Below are 17,143 nucleotides of genomic sequence, written 5' to 3' on the forward strand. Positions count from 1 at the left end.
GCCCGGCGGCCGTGATCCTTACTTGCGGATCAGGGAGCGCAGGACGTACTGCATGATGCCGCCGTTGCGGTAGTAGTCCGCCTCACCGGGGGTGTCGATGCGGACCACGGCGTCGAACTCGACGCCGGTGTCGGTCGTCACCTTGACGGTGCGCGGGGTGGTGCCGTCGTTGAGCTCGGTGACGCCGGAGAACGAGAAGGTCTCCTCACCGGTCAGGCCCAGGGAGTCCGCCGAGGCGCCCTCGGGGAACTGCAGCGGCAGCACGCCCATGCCGATCAGGTTCGAGCGGTGGATGCGCTCGTACGACTCGGCGATGACCGCCTTGACGCCCAGCAGCGCGGTGCCCTTCGCGGCCCAGTCGCGGGACGAGCCGGAGCCGTACTCCTTGCCCGCCAGGACGACCAGCGGGGTACCGGCGGCCTGGTAGTTCTGCGACGCGTCGTAGATGAACGAGACCGGGCCGCCCTCCTGCGTGAAGTCGCGGGTGAAGCCGCCCTCGGTGCCCGGCGCGATCTGGTTGCGCAGGCGGATGTTGGCGAACGTACCGCGGATCATGACCTCGTGGTTGCCGCGGCGGGAGCCGTAGGAGTTGAAGTCCCGGCGCTCCACACCGTGCTCGGTGAGGTACGTGCCGGCCGGGGTGTCGGCCTTGATCGCGCCCGCCGGGGAGATGTGGTCGGTGGTGACCGAGTCGCCCAGCTTGGCCAGCACGCGGGCACCGGCGATGTCGGTGACCGGGGCCGGCTCCATGGCCATGCCCTCGAAGTACGGGGGCTTGCGGACGTAGGTGGACTGCGGGTCCCACTCGAAGGTGTTGCCGGTCGGGATCGGCAGCGACTGCCACTGGGCGTCGCCGGCGAAGACGTCCTGGTAGGAGGTGCTGAACATGTCCTGGCCGATCGCGGAGGCGACGACCTCGTTGACCTCCTGCTCGGAGGGCCAGATGTCCTGGAGGTAGACCGGCTTGCCTTCGGTGTCGGTGCCGATGGCGTCCCGGGTGATGTCCACCTTCATCGAGCCGGCGATGGCGTACGCGACGACCAGCGGCGGGGACGCCAGGTAGTTCATCTTGACGTCCGGGTTGATCCGGCCCTCGAAGTTGCGGTTGCCCGACAGGACCGAAGTGACCGCCAGGTCGTGGTCGTTGACGGCCTTGGAGACCTCGTCCGGCAGCGGGCCGGAGTTGCCGATGCAGGTGGTGCAGCCGTACCCGACGAGGTTGAAGCCCATCTTGTCGAGGTACGGGGTGAGGCCCGCGCGGTCGTAGTAGTCCATGACGACCTTGGAGCCCGGGGCGAGGGTGGTCTTCACCCACGGCTTGCGGCTCAGGCCCTTCTCGACCGCCTTCTTGGCCACCAGCGCGGCGGCGACCATCACGTACGGGTTCGAGGTGTTGGTGCAGGAGGTGATCGCGGCGACGGTGACGGCGCCGTGGTCGATCTCGTAGGTCGAGCCGTCGGGGGCGGTGACCACGGTCGGGCGGGTCGGGACGCCGTTGGTGGCGGCCGGGGCGTCGGAGGCCGGGAAGGACTCCTTGCCCGCCTCGTCGGCGTCGTCCACGTAGTTGCGCACGTCGCTCTTGAACTGCTCGGCGGCGTTGGCGAGGACGATGCGGTCCTGCGGGCGCTTCGGGCCGGCGATGGAGGGGACGACCGTGGAGAGGTCGAGCTCCAGCTTCTCGGAGAAGTCCGGCTCGGCGGCCGGGTCCAGCCACAGGCCCTGCTCCTTGGCGTACGCCTCGACGAGCGCGAGCTGCTGCTCCGAACGGCCGGTCAGCTTCAGGTAGTTAATGGTCTCCGCATCGATCGGGAAGATCGCCGCGGTGGAACCGAACTCCGGCGACATGTTGCCGATGGTGGCGCGGTTGGCGAGCGAGGTGGCCGCGACGCCCTCGCCGTAGAACTCGACGAACTTGCCGACGACACCGTGCTTGCGCAGCATCTCGGTGATGGTCAGCACGAGGTCGGTCGCGGTGGTGCCGGCGGGGAGCTCGCCGGTCAGCTTGAAGCCCACGACGCGCGGGATCAGCATGGAGACCGGCTGGCCGAGCATCGCGGCCTCGGCCTCGATGCCGCCGACGCCCCAGCCCAGGACGCCGAGACCGTTGACCATGGTGGTGTGCGAGTCGGTGCCGACGAGGGTGTCGGGGTACGCCTGGCCGTTCCGGACCATCACCGTGCGGGCCAGGTGCTCGATGTTGACCTGGTGGACGATGCCGGTGCCCGGCGGGACGACCTTGAACTCGTCGAACGCGGTCTGGCCCCAGCGCAGGAACTGGTAGCGCTCCTTGTTGCGGCCGTACTCCAGCTCCACGTTCTGCGCGAAGGAGTCCGGGGTGCCGAACTTGTCGGCGATCACGGAGTGGTCGATGACCAGCTCGGCCGGGGCCAGCGGGTTGATGCGGGACGGGTCGCCGCCCAGTTCCTTGACGGCCTCGCGCATGGTGGCGAGGTCGACCACGCACGGCACACCGGTGAAGTCCTGCATGATCACACGGGCCGGCGTGAACTGGATCTCCTGGCTCGGCTGGGCCTGGGAGTCCCAGCCGCCGAGCGCGCGGATGTGGTCGGCGGTGATGTTCGCGCCGTCCTCGGTGCGGAGCAGGTTCTCCAGCAGCACCTTCAGGCTGTAAGGGAGGCGCGCGGCGCCTTCGACCTTGTCCAGCCGGAAGATCTCGTACGACTCGTCGCCCACCTGCAGGGTGCTGCGGGCGTCGAAGCTGTTCGCCGACACGACAGTCTCCTTCGTAACTTTGCGCGTACCACCGCAATGCTGCCGCTTCGACCCCTGGCCGATCCGCTAAGGTAAGGCTAAGTAAGGCGAGCCTTACCACTGGCGGCAGCGGTGCGCCTTGGCAGATATCTCGATGTCGAGATAACTCTAATACATCACCGCTGCCGGGTCATGCGCTGGGCCGCCTGTGTGCGGCATCACGCCCTCCCCGCCGGGACGGGCGTGCCACGCCGCCGGCCGCAGGGCCCTGGGCCGGCGCCGAGCCGTGAGAGCGGCTGAAGCCTGCACCGGGGCGAGGACCGGCACGGGGCGGAGCGATGTCCACCCCATGAGGAACGCGTGAGGCCCGTGCTCTTCGCCCCCCGGGCATTCCGCCGGGGGTGGAGAGCACGGGCCGGGGGCCGGACGGCCGGGCGGAGCCGTTCCGTGGCGGGCCTCGCCGTCAGCCCTCCGCGAGCATCAGGGCGTTGAGCTCGCCCCAGGGGATGCCGCCCGCGACGGCGGCGTACGTGCCGGTGGCGAGCAGTTCGCGGGCCGCGCGGTCGACGAGGGCGTAGGCGGCCTCGGCTACGGCGCTGCCGAGGCTGACGCGCGCGGCGCCGGCCGCGGCCAGTACGGACACCGGCGGCGCTCCGGGGCCGGCGAGGATGCCGAGCGGGGCGTCGATGCCCTCGGCCAGGGCGGCGACGACGGCCGGGTCGGTGACGCCGGGCACGAAGACGCCGTCGGCGCCCGCCGCGACGTAGCCGGCGGCGCGCTCCAGGGTCTCCCCCAGGTCGCCGGCGCCCCGCAGGAAGGTGTCGGTGCGGGCGTGGACGAACAGCGGCACCCCCGCCTCGTCGGCCGCACGGCGGGCGGCGGCGATGCGGGCGGCCTGCTCGTCCACGGCGCGCAGCGGGGCCGGGCCGCCGTCGTGGGAGTCCTCGATGTTGATGCCGACCGCGCCCGCCGCCAGCACGGCCCGCACCGTCTCCGCGACGCCCTCGGGGTCAGCCGCGTAGCCGCCCTCGACGTCGGCGCTGACCGGGACGGAGACGGCCGCCGCGACCCGCGCGGTCAGCTCCAGCGCGAGGCGGGGGTCGACGTGGTCGCCGTCCGCGGTGCCCAGGGTCCAGGAGACGCCGGAACTGGTGGTGGCGACGGCGGCTGCCCCGGCGCGCTCGGCGACGCGGGCGCTCGCGGCGTCCCAGGCGTTGGCCAGCAGCAGCGGGCGCCCGGGGACGTGGAGGGAGTGGAGGAGTTCGGCCTTGGCCTTGAGTTCGCTGGTCACGCAGAGAAGTCCAGCACCGCCGGGGTGCGGGGTCCGGCGGATTTCCGACACGTACGTGTAGGGGCCGCCGCCCCGTACGTCCATGTCGGATTCTCGCTAGCCGCGGCCCGCGCGGGCCGCGGATGCTGGGGGATGTGCATGAGGACTTCGAGCGCTGTGTGCGCGCCGTGCAGTCGAAGGACTCCCGTTTCGACGGGTGGTTCTTCACCGCGGTGCTGACCACGCGCATCTACTGCCGGCCCGGCTGCCCCGCGGTGCCGCCCAAGCCGCAGAACATGAGCTTCTACCCGAGTGCGGCCGCCGCCCAGCAGGCCGGCTTCCGCGCCTGCAAGCGCTGCCGGCCCGACGCCGCCCCCGGTTCCCCGCGCTGGAACGAGCGGGCGGACCTGGTGGCACGCGCCATGCGCCTGATCGCCGACGGGGTCGTCGACCGGGACGGCGTGCCGGGTCTGGCGGCGCGCCTCGGCTACAGCACCCGGCAGGTCGAGCGCCAGCTGCGGGCCGAGCTCGGGGCGGGACCGCTCGCCCTCGCCCGGGCGCAGCGGGCGCAGACGGCCCGGCTGCTGATCGAGACCTCGGCGCTGCCCATGGGCGACGTCGCCTTCGCCGCCGGGTTCAGCAGCATCCGCGCCTTCAACGAGACCGTGCGCGAGGTCTTCGCCCTCACCCCGAGCGAGCTGCGGACCCGGGCGGCACGGGGACGGCACCCCGTCCCCGCCGACGGCGTCTCGGGCTCGCTGACGCTGCGGCTGCCCTTCCGGGCGCCGCTGTGCCCCGGCAACCTCTTCGGGCACCTGGCCGCGACCGGCGTACCGGGTGTGGAGGAGTGGCGGGAGGGCGCCTACCGGCGCACGCTGCGGCTCCCGCACGGCCACGGCGTCGTGGCCCTGCGGCCGGAGCCCGACCACGTCGCCTGCCGGCTCTCCCTCACCGACTGGCGGGACCTGTCGCACGCGATCAGCCGCTGCCGGTGGCTGCTCGACCTGGACGCCGACCCGGTCGCCGTCGACGCGCTGCTCCGGGAGGACCCGCTGCTCGCCCCGTACGTGGACAAGGCCCCCGGGCGCCGGGTGCCGCGCACGGTGGACGGCCCCGAGTTCGCGGTGCGAGTGGTGCTCGGGCAGCAGGTGTCGACCGCCGCGGCGCGTACGCTGGCCGGCCGGCTGGTGGCGGCGCACGGCGAGCCCGTCGCCGACCCCGCGGGCGGGCTGACCCGTCTCTTCCCCTCCCCGTGGGCGCTCACCGGCCTGGACCCGGAGTCCCTGGCGATGCCGCGCACCCGTCGGGCCACGCTGACCGCCCTGGTCGCCGCGCTCACCGAAGGCGGCCTCGACCTGGACGTCGGCAGCGACTGGGAGAAGGCGCGGCGGCAGCTCGCGGCGCTCCCGGGCCTCGGGCCGTGGTCGGTCGAAGTGCTCGCGATGAGGGCGCTGGGCGACCCGGACGCCTTCCCCGCCACCGATTTGGGTGTACGGCTGACCGCGGGAAAACTGGGCCTCCCGGCCACACCCGCGGCCCTCGTCCGGCGCGCGGCCGCCTGGCGGCCGTGGCGCGCGTACGCCGTCCAGCACCTGTGGGCCACCGGCGACCACCCCGTGAACGTCCTGCCCGCCGACCCGGCCTGAGGAGCACTCATGTCCCTTCGCACACACGCCCTGATCGACAGCCCGGTCGGGCCGCTCACCCTGGTCGCGACGGACGGCGTCCTGTCGGGTCTCTACATGACCGCGCAGCGGCACCGGCCGACCGAGGAGTCCTTCGGCGAGCGCCGCGACCGGGCCGGGTCCCCGTTCGCGCGTGCCACCGAACAGCTGCACGCCTACTTCACGGGCGGGTTGACCGCCTTCGACCTGCCGCTGGACCTGCACGGCACCCCCTTCCAGCGGCGCGTCTGGGCGGGCCTGCGGGCCATCCCGTACGGCACGGTCGTGACGTACGGTCAGCTGGCCGAGGAGCTCGGCAGCCCCGGCGCCTCGCGCGCCGTCGGGCTCGCCAACGGGAGGAACCCGGTCGGCATCATCGTGCCCTGCCACCGGGTGGTCGGGGCGTCCGGCAGCCTCACCGGGTACGGGGGCGGGCTGGAGCGCAAGCGGTACCTCCTGGACCTGGAGCTCGGGTTGACATCTCATATGTGAGATAGTCTCTCCCCATGGGAGACGACTACCTCGCACGCATCGGCAAGCTCATCCGTGACGCCCGCCAGCACCGGGGCTGGACCCAGGCGCAACTGGCGGAGGCACTGGGGACCAGTCAGAGCGCGGTGAACCGTATTGAACGCGGGAACCAGAACATCAGCCTTGAGATGATCGCCCGAATCGGTGAAGCGCTCGACAGCGAGATCGTCTCCCTCGGCTACGCGGGCCCCATGCACCTGCGGGTGGTCGGCGGCCGCCGGCTCTCCGGCTCCATCGACGTCAAGACCAGCAAGAACGCGTGCGTGGCGCTGCTGTGCGCCACCCTGCTGAACTCCGGGCGGACCACCCTGCGCCGCGTCGCGCGGATCGAGGAGGTCTACCGCATCCTGGAGGTGCTGAACAGCATCGGCGTGCGCACCCGCTGGATCAACGACGGCAACGACCTGGAGGTCGTCCCGCCCGCGCGCCTGGAGTTGGACTCCATGGACACCGACGCCGCCCGCCGCACCCGCAGCGTGATCATGTTCCTCGGCCCGCTGATGCACCGCACCGACCGCTTCCGCATCCCGTACGCGGGCGGCTGCGACCTCGGCACCCGTACCGTCCAGCCGCACATGACCGCCCTGCGGCACTTCGGGCTGGACGTGACCGCGACCAGCGGGATGTACCACGCCCGGGTCGCCCCCTCGGTGGCCCCGCGGCGGCCGATCGTGCTGACCGAGCGCGGCGACACCGTGACCGAGAACGCGCTCCTGGCGGCCGCCCGGCACGAAGGCGTGACCGTCATCCGCAACGCCAGCTCGAACTACATGGTCCAGGACCTGTGCTTCTTCCTGGAGGAGCTGGGGGTGCGGGTGGACGGCATCGGCACCACCACGCTGACCGTGCACGGCGTCAAGGAGATCGACCGGGACGTGGACTACGCGCCCTCCGAGGACCCGGTGGAGGCCATGAGCCTGCTGGCCGCGGCCGTGGTCACCGAGTCCGAGCTGACCATCCGCCGGGTGCCGGTGGAGTTCCTGGAGATCGAGCTCGCGGTCCTGGAGGAGATGGGGCTGGACCACGAGCGCTCGGCCGAGTACCCCGCCGACAACGGCCGCACCCGGCTGATCGACCTCACCGTGCGCCCCTCCAAGCTGCGCTCCCCCATCGACAAGATCCACCCGATGCCCTTCCCGGGCCTCAACATCGACAACGTGCCCTTCTTCGCGGCCATCGCCGCCACGGCCCAGGGCTCGACGCTGATCCACGACTGGGTCTACGACAACCGCGCCATCTACCTCACCGAACTGACCCGGCTCGGCGCCAACGTCAAGCTGCTGGACCCGCACCGGGTGCTGGTCGAGGGCCCGACCCGCTGGCGCACCGCCGAGATGATGTGCCCGCCGGCGCTGCGGCCCGCCGTGGTGACGCTGCTGGCGATGCTCGCCGCCGAGGGCACCTCGGTGCTGCGGAACGTGTACGTGATCAACCGCGGCTACGAGGAGCTGGCCGAGCGGCTCAACTCCATCGGGGCGCAGATCGAGACGTTCCGCGACATCTGACCCCTCCAGCCCCTCCTGGCAGGGAAACCGGCTACTCCCCCGCAAGGTGGCCGTGATAGTCATGCTCCGGGCCGCGGATCATGGCCCTCGGGGGAGGAACGGCCAGGCCAGGAGGGGGTCTTCATGGTGGCGGTCCGACGTGGTCCCGCAGACGGGACGGTGGACGCAAGGGCGCGGAGCAGCTCCGCGTTCTCACTGAGGCGGTGGGCGCCACGCCCGTCGCCCAAGCTCGACCCGGCACGGGGGAACCCGGGGCTCGCGGCCCTGCGCGCGGCCGCCGCCGCCGCGGACTGGCCGGCGATCCGCGAGCGGCTCTCGGCGGTGGACGACGACCGCCAGCGCAGCTGGCTCGTGGCGAACACGGTGGACGTCGACGGCTGGGAGGGCTGGATGCCCGCCGTCGTCGAGGCCGAGCCGGACTCCGGGCTCGCGCAGTTGGTGGCGGGTGCCCGCCAGGTGACCTGGGCCTGGGAGGCCCGGACCGGGCTGCGCGCCCAGCACGTCTCGCGCGAGCAGTTCCAGGTGTTCCACGAACGCCTCGCGGTGGCCGAGGACCTGCTGTACCGGGCCGCGGAGCTCGAACCCGGGTGGGCGTCCCCCTGGTACTTCCTGCAGATGAGCGGACGGGGGCTGCAGGTCGGCCCGGACCTCGCGCGGCTGCGTTTCGAGGCCACCGTACGGCGCTCCCCGCTGCACCTGGGGGCGCACCAGCAGCGGTTGCAGCAGGTGTGCCGCAAGTGGGGCGGTTCGCACGAGGAGATGCACGCCTTCGCCCGGGAGTCCATGCTCGCCGCCCCGGAGGGCAGCGAGCTGGGGGTGCTGGTCGCGATCGCGCACCTGGAGCACTGGGGCGACCTGGACCCCGGCGCCGACACCGCGTACATGCTTCGCCTCCAGGTCGAGAAGGAGCTGTACGAGGCCGCGGACCGCTCCTACCGCAACCCGGCCTACCAGGGCGCCATCGACCCGGTCGCGACGCTCAACGTCTTCGCCATGGCCTTCGCACTGGCCGGCGAGAAGAAGGCGGCCGCCGAGGCCTTCGCCGCCACCGGCGGGCTCGTCACCAAGTTCCCGTGGGAGTACCTCAACGGTGGCGACCCCGTCGCGGCCTACCGCACGCTGCGGTCCCGCTCGGGGCGTCCCTGACCGTCCCAGGGCGGACCCAAGCCGTCCCGTGCCCCGTTCCCCGTCCGCGCACCGCCCGGAAGGCCCCTTCGGTGTCCCAGTCCCCGTCAGCGCACACGTTCCAGGTCGACCTGCGCGGCCTGGTCGACCTGCTCTCCCACCACCTCTACTCCAGCCCCCGCGTGTACCTGCGCGAGCTGCTGCAGAACGCCGTCGACGCGATCACCGCCCGGCAGGCGGTCCAGCCGGGCGCACCGGCCCGGATCACCGTGCGCACCGGTGACACGCTCACCATCACCGACACCGGTGTCGGCCTGAGTGAGGCCGACGTGCACACCTTCCTCGCCACCATCGGGCGCAGCTCCAAGCGCGCCGCCGACGGGGAGATCGAGGCCGCCCGCGGCGACTTCATCGGCCAGTTCGGCATCGGGCTGCTGGCCTGCTTCGTGGTGGCCGACGAGATCACGGTCGTCAGCCGCCCGGCGGTCGTGGTCGGCGCCCCGGCCGTCGAGTGGCGCGGCCGCTCGGACGGCAGCTACACCATCCGCACCCTCCCCGCCGACGCGCTGCCCGAGCCGGGCACCCGGGTGACGCTGACCCCGCGGGCGGACGCCCGCGAGTGGACGGAGCCCGAGCGGGTGACCCAGCTGGCCCGGCACTACGGCAGCCTGCTGCGGCACGAGGTCACCGTCGTCGATCCGCGCGGTGAGAGCACCGCCGTCAACGAGACCCCGCCGTGGGAGCGCCGCCACGGTTCCCCGCTGGCCCGCGCCGAGGCGCTCGCCGAGTACTGCCGCGCGACGTTCGGCTTCACCCCGCTCGACACCATCGACCTCGACCTGCCCGTCGCCGGGCTGCGCGGTGTGGCCTACGTGCTGCCGACCGCCGTCAACCCGTCGGAGCGGGCCGGGCACCGGGTGCACCTCAAGGGCATGCTGCTCTCGGACCGGGCCGCCGAACTCCTCCCGGAGTGGGCCTTCTTCGTCCGCTGCGTCGTGGACGTCACCAGCCTGCGCCCGACGGCCTCACGCGAGGCGCTGTACGAGGACGAGACGCTGGCCGCCGTCCGTGACGCCCTCGGCGCCCGCATCCGCGACTGGCTGACCGGGCTCGCCGCCAGCGACCCGGTGCTGCTGCAGCGCTTCATCGACAGCCACCACCTGGCCGTCAAGGCGCTGGCCCGCTACGACGACGCGCTGCTGCGGATGCTGCTGCCGTGGCTGCCCTTCGAGACCACGGACGGCAACGTCACGCTGGAGGAGTTCGCCCGCGCCCACCCCACGGTGCTGGTGACCCGCAACGTCGACGAGTTCCGGCAGGTCGCCCCGATCGCCGCGGCGGCGGGTCTCGGCGTCGTCAACGGCGGCTACACCTACGACCGGGACCTGGTGCACCGGCTGCCGGAGATCCGTCCCGGGACCACGGTCACCGACCTGGACCCGGCCACCGTGACGGCCCACCTCGACCCCGTCGACTCGGCCGCCGAACTCGCCGGCGCCGCGTTCCTCGCGGTCGCCCGTGAGGTCGTCGGCCAGTACGACTGCGACGTCGTGCTGCGGGCCTTCCAGCCGGTCACGGCGCCCGCGCTGCTCCTGGACAGCCGCGAGGCACGCCACGAGCGCACCCGGGCCGGCCTCGCGGAGGGCAGCGACGGGCTGTGGGCGGACATCCTGGGCTCGCTGCGCACGGAGGCCCCGCGGGCCCAGCTCGTCCTCAACCACCTCAACCCGCTGGTGCGCCGGGCCGCCGGCATCACCGAGCGGGGGCTCGCGCTCACCACGGCCGAGGCCCTGTACGGGCAGGCGCTGCTGCTCACCCGGAGGCCGCTGAAGTCCTCGGAGAGCGCGCTGCTCAACCGGGCCTTCATCGGCCTGCTCACCCACGCCATGCACGACCAGGACACCCCCGCGTCCGGGCCGGACGCCAAGGAGCACTGATGCTGGACACCCCCGAGGCCGTGTTCGAGGCGCTCCGCGAGAACAACGAGCGCCCCTACGGAACGCCCCGCACCGTGACCGCCGAGGAACTGGTCGAGGCGGCCGAGCAGTTCGAGGAGAAGGACGTCCTCGTCACGGCGCTGCTCGAACTCATGTCGGCGTACGAGTACGCCGCCGAGCATCGCAAGTCCCCGGTGGTCTTCGCCCGGATCCTGAAGCTGTGGGAGGAGGTGCCCGGCTCCTTCAGCGAGTGGGAGGCCCGCCAGGTGCTGTGGCGCCACAAGTGGGTGACGACCTCGCTGCTCCAGGTGCCGGACGTCCCGCTGGCCGCGGTCGACGGGTGGGTCTCCCAGATGGGCGAGCGCTACCGCGCCGCCGGTGAGGGCCGGCAGCCGGTGGCGGCGATGCGGCACCGCATCGCCGCACACACCGGCGCGGACGTCGAGACGGCCTGGGACCTGTGGGTGACCCGGCGCCGGGAGCCGCTCAGTGACTGCCTGGCCTGCGAGACGAGGCACCAGGGCCTGCACCACCTGGCCGCGGGCGACGAGGAAGGGGCGCTGCGCACCTGGGAACCGGTCCTCGGCGGCGTCCAGAGCTGCGAGGAGGAGCCCTGGGTCACCCAGGCCCACGCCCTGCTGCCGCTGCTGCGCCTCGGCCGCACCGACGAGGCCCGTTCCCACCACCTGACCGGCTACCGGCACGTCCGGGGCCGCGTCGGGATGGCCGAGGAGGCAGGCCTGCACGTCGAGTTCTGCGCGCTGTCCGGCAACGAGGGCCGGGCACTGGAGATCCTCGCCGAGAACCGCGCGCTCTTCGACACCGCCGGGGCCCCGCTGTCGCTGCTCGGTTTCCTGACCGGCGTCGAGGTCCTCGCCCGGCGCCTGGTCGACCAGGGGTACGACACGACCCCCGTCGCCGGACCGCTGGGGCGCACCTGGACGGCGCGCGAGCTGCTGGACCACGTCCACGAGCAGGGCGACACCCTGGCCGCGGCCTTCGACCGGCGCAACGGCACCGGCACCGTGGGCGAGCGACGCCGGGCCCGGCTGGACCGGCGCCCACCGCTCGCCGAGCCGCTGCCGCTGGGTCTGCGCACCGCGACCGTGCCGTCCCCGGAGGGCACGCCCGCGGTGACGGCACCTGCCCAGGCCGTGCCCGCCCGGGAGGTGCCCGAGGACTTCGTCGAACTGGTGGAGAGGGCACGCGAGCTGGCCGACGCGGGCCGTCCCGGTGACGAGGAGCTGTGGCGCCTGGTCGCCGAGCGCGCCGGGGCCGGGGACCACGTCCACGACCCGCGGCTGGGCCCGGAGGAGCGGCTGCGGGGCGAACTGGCCGAGCACCGCGCCTTCGCGGCCATGGAGGACGAGGACAAGGCGGCGGTCAGGGCCGCGCTCACCGAGGCACGGGAGCTGTTCGCCGTGGCCGGCATGCCCGAGCGCGTGCTGACCGCCCGGGCACGGCTGGCATCGGTCGGCGTGGAGCCCGGCCCGGAGGCCGACGAGGGCCGGGCGGAGCTGGACGCGGTGCTCGCCGAGGCCCGTGCGCTGGTGGACGCGAGCACCGCCACCCCCGGGGTCCTGCGTGCCTGGTTCGTCGTGCTGCAGTGCCGTGCCTACCTCGCGCACACCGAAACGATGGCCGCGCTGCCGGACGTCCCGGCGGAGCTGCGCGAGCGCTTCGAGAGCGCCGTCGCCGAGGCCGTGGCCGAGTCGGAGCGGCTCGGCGCGCCGGAGCGCACGGTCAACACCCGCGTGTACGCGGCCGACCTCGCGGCCCGCACCGGTGACCTGGACCGCGCCGAGCAGGAGCTGCGGAGCGTGCTGCGGGTCGTGGAGGCGGCCGGGACCCCCTGGCGTGCGACGCGTCCGCGGGGGCTGCTCGGCCAGGTGCTGCTGCAGCAGCACCGCCCCGAGGACGCGATGGAGCAGTTCCACGGCGCGCTGGCCTCGGCCCGCGCCCACGGCGACACCGCGTTCCCGGTGGCGCGCACCTACGCGCTGCTCGGCCACGCCGCCGACCACGCGGGCAACCTGGGCGCCGCCGTACGTCACCTGTCCGACGGCGCGGCGCGGCTGGACCGCGAGGGCGAGGCCGCCGGCGCCGCCGAGATGCGGGTGGAGCTGGCGGACGTCCTCGTGCGCGCCGACCGCCCGGCGGACGCCGTCGCCGTGCTGGAGTCGCTGGTCACGGACGAGGCCGCGGCCGGCATGGACGAACGCGCCCTGGCCCAGGCCCGGTTGCTGCTGGCGCGGGGCCTGCGGGAGCTGGCGGAGCACCGCGCGAGCGCCGAGCAGTTCCTGCTGCTGGCCGACGCCGTCGAGTCGTGGGAGGAGCAGGTCACGCACACGCTCGCCGCAGCCGAGGCCGCCACCGCCCTGCTGGCGGCCGGCCGTGAGGAGGCGGCGCGCTCCGCCTACGACCGCGCGGTCGCCTCGCACGGGAAGGGCCCGAACCCGCACGCCGTGGCGGAGATGATGCGGGACTTCGCGGCGCACGCGGTGTCGGCCGAGGGCGCCGAGGGCCTGGAGAAGGCACTGGGCCACCTGCGCGAGGCGGACGAGCTGCTGGCGGCCGTGCCCGGCGAGGACGAGGACATCGCCCTCTGGTACGAGACCGGCGCCACGCACTACCAGCGCGGCCGGGCGTACGCCGGCGCCGGGCGCTTCGCCGAGGCGCTCGCCGAACTGGAGCGGGCGATCGCCGCCCACGACGAGGGCGGGCCGCGGGGCGAGGCGCCGCGCGCCGAGGCCGTCCGGGTCGCCGCCCTGGTCGAGGCGAACGGACTGCAGCGACCGGACGCGGCCCTCGCACGGCTGCGCGCCGCGATCACCCGCTGCCGCGAGGCGGGCCTGGACCAGGCGGTCGCGATCCTCTCCCGGGTCGGCGAGGAGGTGTCCTCACACCGCCAGGGCTGACACCCGTGGTACGAACGTGGCGACCGCCCTCGGCGCCCCCTCCCCCGGAACCGGGGGCGCGGGGTGTCGATCCGGGCGGTCGCCGTTCGTGTAGAGGGTGGAACGCCGGCGCAGGACCGGCCCGGAGAGCGAGGACGGCCGACATGAAGCACTACCTGCTCAGCGTGTACCAGCCCGAGGGGACCCCACCGCCGCCCGAGGCCCTGGCCCGGATCATGGCCGAACTCGACGTCCTCAACCGGGAGATGAAGGAGGCCGGGGCCTGGGTCTTCGGGGCGGGGCTGAACGCCCCGGACACCGCCACGGTGCTGCGGCCGCGGGACGGGGACGTGCTCGTCACCGACGGGCCGTTCCTGGAGAGCAAGGAGTACCTCGGCGGCTTCACGATCGTGAAGGCGGCCGATCTCGACGCCGCGCTGGAGTGGGGCCGCAGGCTGGCCCGGGTGACCACGCTGCCCATCGAGGTCCGGCCCTTCGCGCACGAGGTCGAGGACTGACGGCCGGCGTGCCGGAGCCGGGCGCGCCCGAGGTCGAACGGATCTTCCGCGAGGAGTACGGGCGCGCGGTCGCCGTCCTGGTCCGCCGCTTCGGCGACATCGACCTCGCGGAGGAGGCGGTCCAGGAGGCCTTCACCACGGCCGTGGAGCGGTGGCCGCGGACGGGCCCGCCGCCGAGCCCGGCCGGCTGGATCGTCACCACCGCCCGCAACCGCGCGATCGACCGGCTGCGCCGCGAGGCGTCCCGCGCGGACCGGCAGGCCCGGGCGGCCCTGCCGCAGGACGCCGGCGACGTCCACGACGTCCACGGAAGCGGCGAGGAGGGCCCCGTGCGGGACGAACGGCTCCGTCTGCTCTTCACCTGCTGCCATCCCGCGCTGGCCCCGGCCGCGCGCGTGGCGCTGACGCTCCGGCTGCTGGGCGGCCTGACCACCGCCGAGATCGCCCGGGCCTTCCTCGTCCCGGAGAGCACCATGGCGCAGCGGCTGGTCAGGGCGAAGGGCAAGATCCGCGACGCCCGGATCCCGTACCGCGTCCCGGACGAGGCCGACCTGCCGGAACGGCTCGGCGCGGTGCTGGCGGTGGTGTACCTGGTCTTCAACGAGGGCTACCTGCCCGGTTCCGGGGACCGGCTGGTCCGCGAGGAGCTGTGCGCCGAGGCGATCCGCCTGGGCCGGCTGCTGGCCGGGCTCATGCCCGACGAGCCCGAGGCGCTGGGGCTGCTCGCCCTGATGCTGCTGGCCCAGTCGCGCCGCCCGGCCCGTACCGGCCCGGACGGCGCCGCGGTGCCGCTGGCCGAGCAGGACCGCGCCCTGTGGGACCGGGACCTGGTCGCGGAGGGGCAGGAACTGGTCCGCCGCTGCCTGCGTCGGGGCCGGCCCGGGCCGTACCAGGTCCAGGCGGCGATCAGCGCCGTGCACAGCGACGCCCCGTCCGCCGCCGCGACGGACTGGCGGCAGGTCCTCGCCCTCTACGACCGGTTGACGGCCCTGGCACCGGGCCCCGTGGTCACCCTCAACCGCGCCGTCGCCCTCGCCGAGGTCGAGGGCCCCGCCACGGCGCTCGCCGCCGTCGACGGCCTCCCCCTGGCGGGCTACCCCGCGTTCCACGCCGTCCGCGCCGACCTGCTGCGCCGCCTGGGCCGTACGGCCGAGGCCGCGCAGGCCTACGACGCCGCGGCCGCCCGCACCGAGAACCGGGCCGAACGCGACTTCCTGCGGCGCAGACGTGCGGCGCTCGGCACCCCGAAGTGACGGCCCCGCGGGGGCCTTCGGGGGCCGGGCGGACGTCCACCCCCGCCGCTGGGGCGCGGGCCCGGCACAACGCCCCGTCCGCGCCGGCACGGCGCCGCGCCGGAACGCACGGCCGCGCGCAGGGTCCGGGCCCCGCAGTCCGGACATCTCCTGACTGTGCATCAGGTCAGCATGGCGAGCCCGTCGAGTTCGACCATGGCCTCCTCGTCCCACAGGCGGGTGATGCCGATGACCGCCATCGCCGGGTAGTCGCGGCCGGCCAGGGCGCGCCAGATGCGGCCGAGTTCGGGGGCGTGGTCGCGGTAGGCGGCGACGTCCGTGGTGTGGACGGTGAGCCGGGCGAGGTCGGCGGGGGTGCCGCCGGCGGCCTGGAGGGCGGTGAGCAGGTTGATCAACGCGTGCTCGAACTGGGCGGGGAGCGTGTCCCCGACGACCTTGCCCTCGGAGTCCAGCGCGGTCTGGCCCGCGAGGAGGACGAGGGTGCGGCCGGTGGCGGTGACGGCATGGCTGAAACCGGTGGGCGGGGAGAGCTCGGGCGGGTTGATCCGGTTGAGGGTCATGCGAAGAGCTCCTTGGCGATGATCGACCGCTGGACTTCGGTGGCGCCTTCGTAGATACGCGGTGCGCGGACCTCGCGGTAGAGGTGCTCGAGGAGGTGGCCGCGCTCCAGGGCGCGGGCCCCGTGGATCTGGACGGCGGAGTCGACCGCGTACTGGGCGGTCTCGGTGGCGAAGAGCTTGGCCATGGCGGAGCTGCGGGCGGTCCCCGCGGCGCCGGAGTCGTAGGCCTCGGCGGCGGCGTAGACCAGCAGGCGGGCGGCCTCGGTGCGGGTGGCCATCTCGGCGAGGGTGTGCGAGACGGCCTGGAGCTCCTTCAGGGGCGCGCCGAAGGCGGTACGGGAGGCGGCGTGGGCGGTGGCCGCGTCGAGGGCGGCCTGCGCCATGCCGACCGCGAAGGCGCCGACGCTCGGCCGGAAGCGGTTGAGGGTGGTCATGGCGACCCGGAAGCCCCGGTCGACCTCGCCGATCACGTCCTGCTCGCCGACCGGTACGGCGTCGAGGCGCAGCCGCCCGATGGGGTGCGGGGAGAGCATGTCGAGGGGTTCGCCGGCCAGGCCCGGGCGGTCGGCGGGGACCGCGAAGGCGGTGACGCCGCGGGCACCGGCGCCGGGGGTGGTCCGGGCGAAGACCGTGTAGAGGTCGGCCTCGGGGGCGTTGGAGATCCAGCACTTCTCGCCGGTGAGCCGCCAGCCGCCGCCGGGTGCGGGCTCCGCCGCCAGTTCGAGGGCGGCGGCGTCGGAGCCGGCGCCCGGTTCGGTGAGCGCGAAGGCCGCGACGGCCTCTCCGGAGACGACCCGCGGGATCCAGCGGGCGGCCAGTTCCGGGGACTCCAGCAGGGGGTGGGCGCCCAGCCCCTGCAGGGCGAGCGCGGTCTCGGCCTCGGTGCACTCGCGGGCCAGGGACTCCCTCAGCAGGCACAGCTCGAGGGCGGTGCCGGGGAAGAGGCGGGCCAGCAGGCCGAGTTCGCCGAGGGCGGCGAGCAGCGGGCGGTTGACCCGCCCGGGTTCACCGGCCGCCGCCAGCGGCCGGAGCCGTTCGGCGGCCCAATCGCGCACCTGCGCACACCACTTGAGTTGTTCCGGGTCGAGCGCGAACGATGCCACGCGGCACCTCCCGTATCGCGTACCGTTGACTGCCGTCACAAACACGTTACGCTGAATCCGTCCGCAAC

Annotated in this window: 12 protein-coding genes; 8 read left to right on the forward strand and 4 right to left on the reverse strand. The window is 74.0% G+C overall.

Annotated elements, in window-relative coordinates; all coding sequences use genetic code 11:
• Positions 1 to 18: 18 nt before the first annotated feature.
• Together acnA and ACZ7MY_RS14010 are read right to left on the reverse strand one after the other, a co-directional pair.
• Entirely contained in the window at positions 19 to 2,733 is a 2,715-nt protein-coding gene (gene acnA / locus ACZ7MY_RS14005; RefSeq protein WP_499601749.1) for an aconitate hydratase AcnA, read from the reverse strand.
• A 442-nt stretch (positions 2,734 to 3,175) separates the two neighbouring features.
• Positions 3,176 to 4,003: an isocitrate lyase/PEP mutase family protein gene (locus ACZ7MY_RS14010; RefSeq protein WP_499601751.1), complete on the reverse strand. Its 828-nt coding sequence runs from the start codon at positions 4,001 to 4,003 to the stop codon at positions 3,176 to 3,178.
• A gap of 134 nt (positions 4,004 to 4,137) precedes the next feature.
• On the opposite strand from ACZ7MY_RS14010, the gene ACZ7MY_RS14015 reads away from it, so the two are divergent.
• The 8 genes from ACZ7MY_RS14015 (at position 4,138) to ACZ7MY_RS14050 (ending at position 15,412) form a co-directional block, all read left to right on the forward strand.
• Entirely contained in the window at positions 4,138 to 5,628 is a 1,491-nt protein-coding gene (locus ACZ7MY_RS14015; RefSeq protein ID WP_499601753.1) for an AlkA N-terminal domain-containing protein, read from the forward strand.
• Positions 5,629 to 5,637: 9 nt separating this feature from the next.
• Positions 5,638 to 6,138, forward strand: a complete 501-nt coding sequence (locus tag ACZ7MY_RS14020) for a methylated-DNA--[protein]-cysteine S-methyltransferase (protein WP_499601755.1) — start codon at positions 5,638 to 5,640, stop codon at positions 6,136 to 6,138.
• A 14-nt stretch (positions 6,139 to 6,152) separates the two neighbouring features.
• Complete coding sequence (locus ACZ7MY_RS14025) at positions 6,153 to 7,682, forward strand: UDP-N-acetylglucosamine 1-carboxyvinyltransferase (RefSeq protein WP_499601757.1); 1,530 nt, start codon at positions 6,153 to 6,155, stop codon at positions 7,680 to 7,682.
• 123 nt (positions 7,683 to 7,805) lie between these two features.
• Complete coding sequence (locus ACZ7MY_RS14030) at positions 7,806 to 8,828, forward strand: hypothetical protein (RefSeq protein WP_499601758.1); 1,023 nt, start codon at positions 7,806 to 7,808, stop codon at positions 8,826 to 8,828.
• Between the two features lie 71 nt (positions 8,829 to 8,899).
• Entirely contained in the window at positions 8,900 to 10,744 is a 1,845-nt protein-coding gene (locus ACZ7MY_RS14035; protein WP_499601760.1) for an HSP90 family protein, read from the forward strand.
• Entirely contained in the window at positions 10,744 to 13,662 is a 2,919-nt protein-coding gene (locus ACZ7MY_RS14040; protein WP_499601762.1) for a hypothetical protein, read from the forward strand. Before ACZ7MY_RS14035 ends, ACZ7MY_RS14040 begins: the two co-directional genes overlap by 1 nt.
• Before the next feature lie 143 nt (positions 13,663 to 13,805).
• Entirely contained in the window at positions 13,806 to 14,159 is a 354-nt protein-coding gene (locus tag ACZ7MY_RS14045; RefSeq protein WP_499601764.1) for a YciI family protein, read from the forward strand.
• 8 nt (positions 14,160 to 14,167) lie between these two features.
• Complete coding sequence (locus ACZ7MY_RS14050) at positions 14,168 to 15,412, forward strand: RNA polymerase sigma factor (protein WP_499601766.1); 1,245 nt, start codon at positions 14,168 to 14,170, stop codon at positions 15,410 to 15,412.
• Positions 15,413 to 15,573: 161 nt separating this feature from the next.
• On the opposite strand, the gene ACZ7MY_RS14055 is transcribed toward ACZ7MY_RS14050, so the two are convergent.
• The gene (locus ACZ7MY_RS14055) at positions 15,574 to 15,972 is read right to left on the reverse strand and encodes a RidA family protein (protein ID WP_499601768.1); all 399 of its coding nucleotides are present in this window, start codon (positions 15,970 to 15,972) and stop codon (positions 15,574 to 15,576) included.
• The gene (locus tag ACZ7MY_RS14060; RefSeq protein WP_499601770.1) at positions 15,969 to 17,075 is read right to left on the reverse strand and encodes an acyl-CoA dehydrogenase family protein; all 1,107 of its coding nucleotides are present in this window, start codon (positions 17,073 to 17,075) and stop codon (positions 15,969 to 15,971) included. The genes ACZ7MY_RS14055 and ACZ7MY_RS14060 overlap by 4 nt, the downstream gene beginning before the upstream one ends.
• Positions 17,076 to 17,143: the final 68 nt, after the last annotated feature.

The organism is Streptomyces sp. NPDC111520 (assembly GCF_055635295.1).

Coding starts and splice junctions, on each gene's coding strand:
- ACZ7MY_RS14020 (WP_499601755.1), top strand. CDS start 5,638: ATGTCCCTTCGCACACACGCCCTGATCGACAGCCCGGTCGGGCCGCTC.
- ACZ7MY_RS14025 (WP_499601757.1), top strand. CDS start 6,153: ATGGGAGACGACTACCTCGCACGCATCGGCAAGCTCATCCGTGACGCC.
- ACZ7MY_RS14030 (WP_499601758.1), top strand. CDS start 7,806: ATGGTGGCGGTCCGACGTGGTCCCGCAGACGGGACGGTGGACGCAAGG.
- ACZ7MY_RS14040 (WP_499601762.1), top strand. CDS start 10,744: ATGCTGGACACCCCCGAGGCCGTGTTCGAGGCGCTCCGCGAGAACAAC.
- ACZ7MY_RS14045 (WP_499601764.1), top strand. CDS start 13,806: ATGAAGCACTACCTGCTCAGCGTGTACCAGCCCGAGGGGACCCCACCG.
- ACZ7MY_RS14055 (WP_499601768.1), bottom strand. CDS start 15,972: ATGACCCTCAACCGGATCAACCCGCCCGAGCTCTCCCCGCCCACCGGT.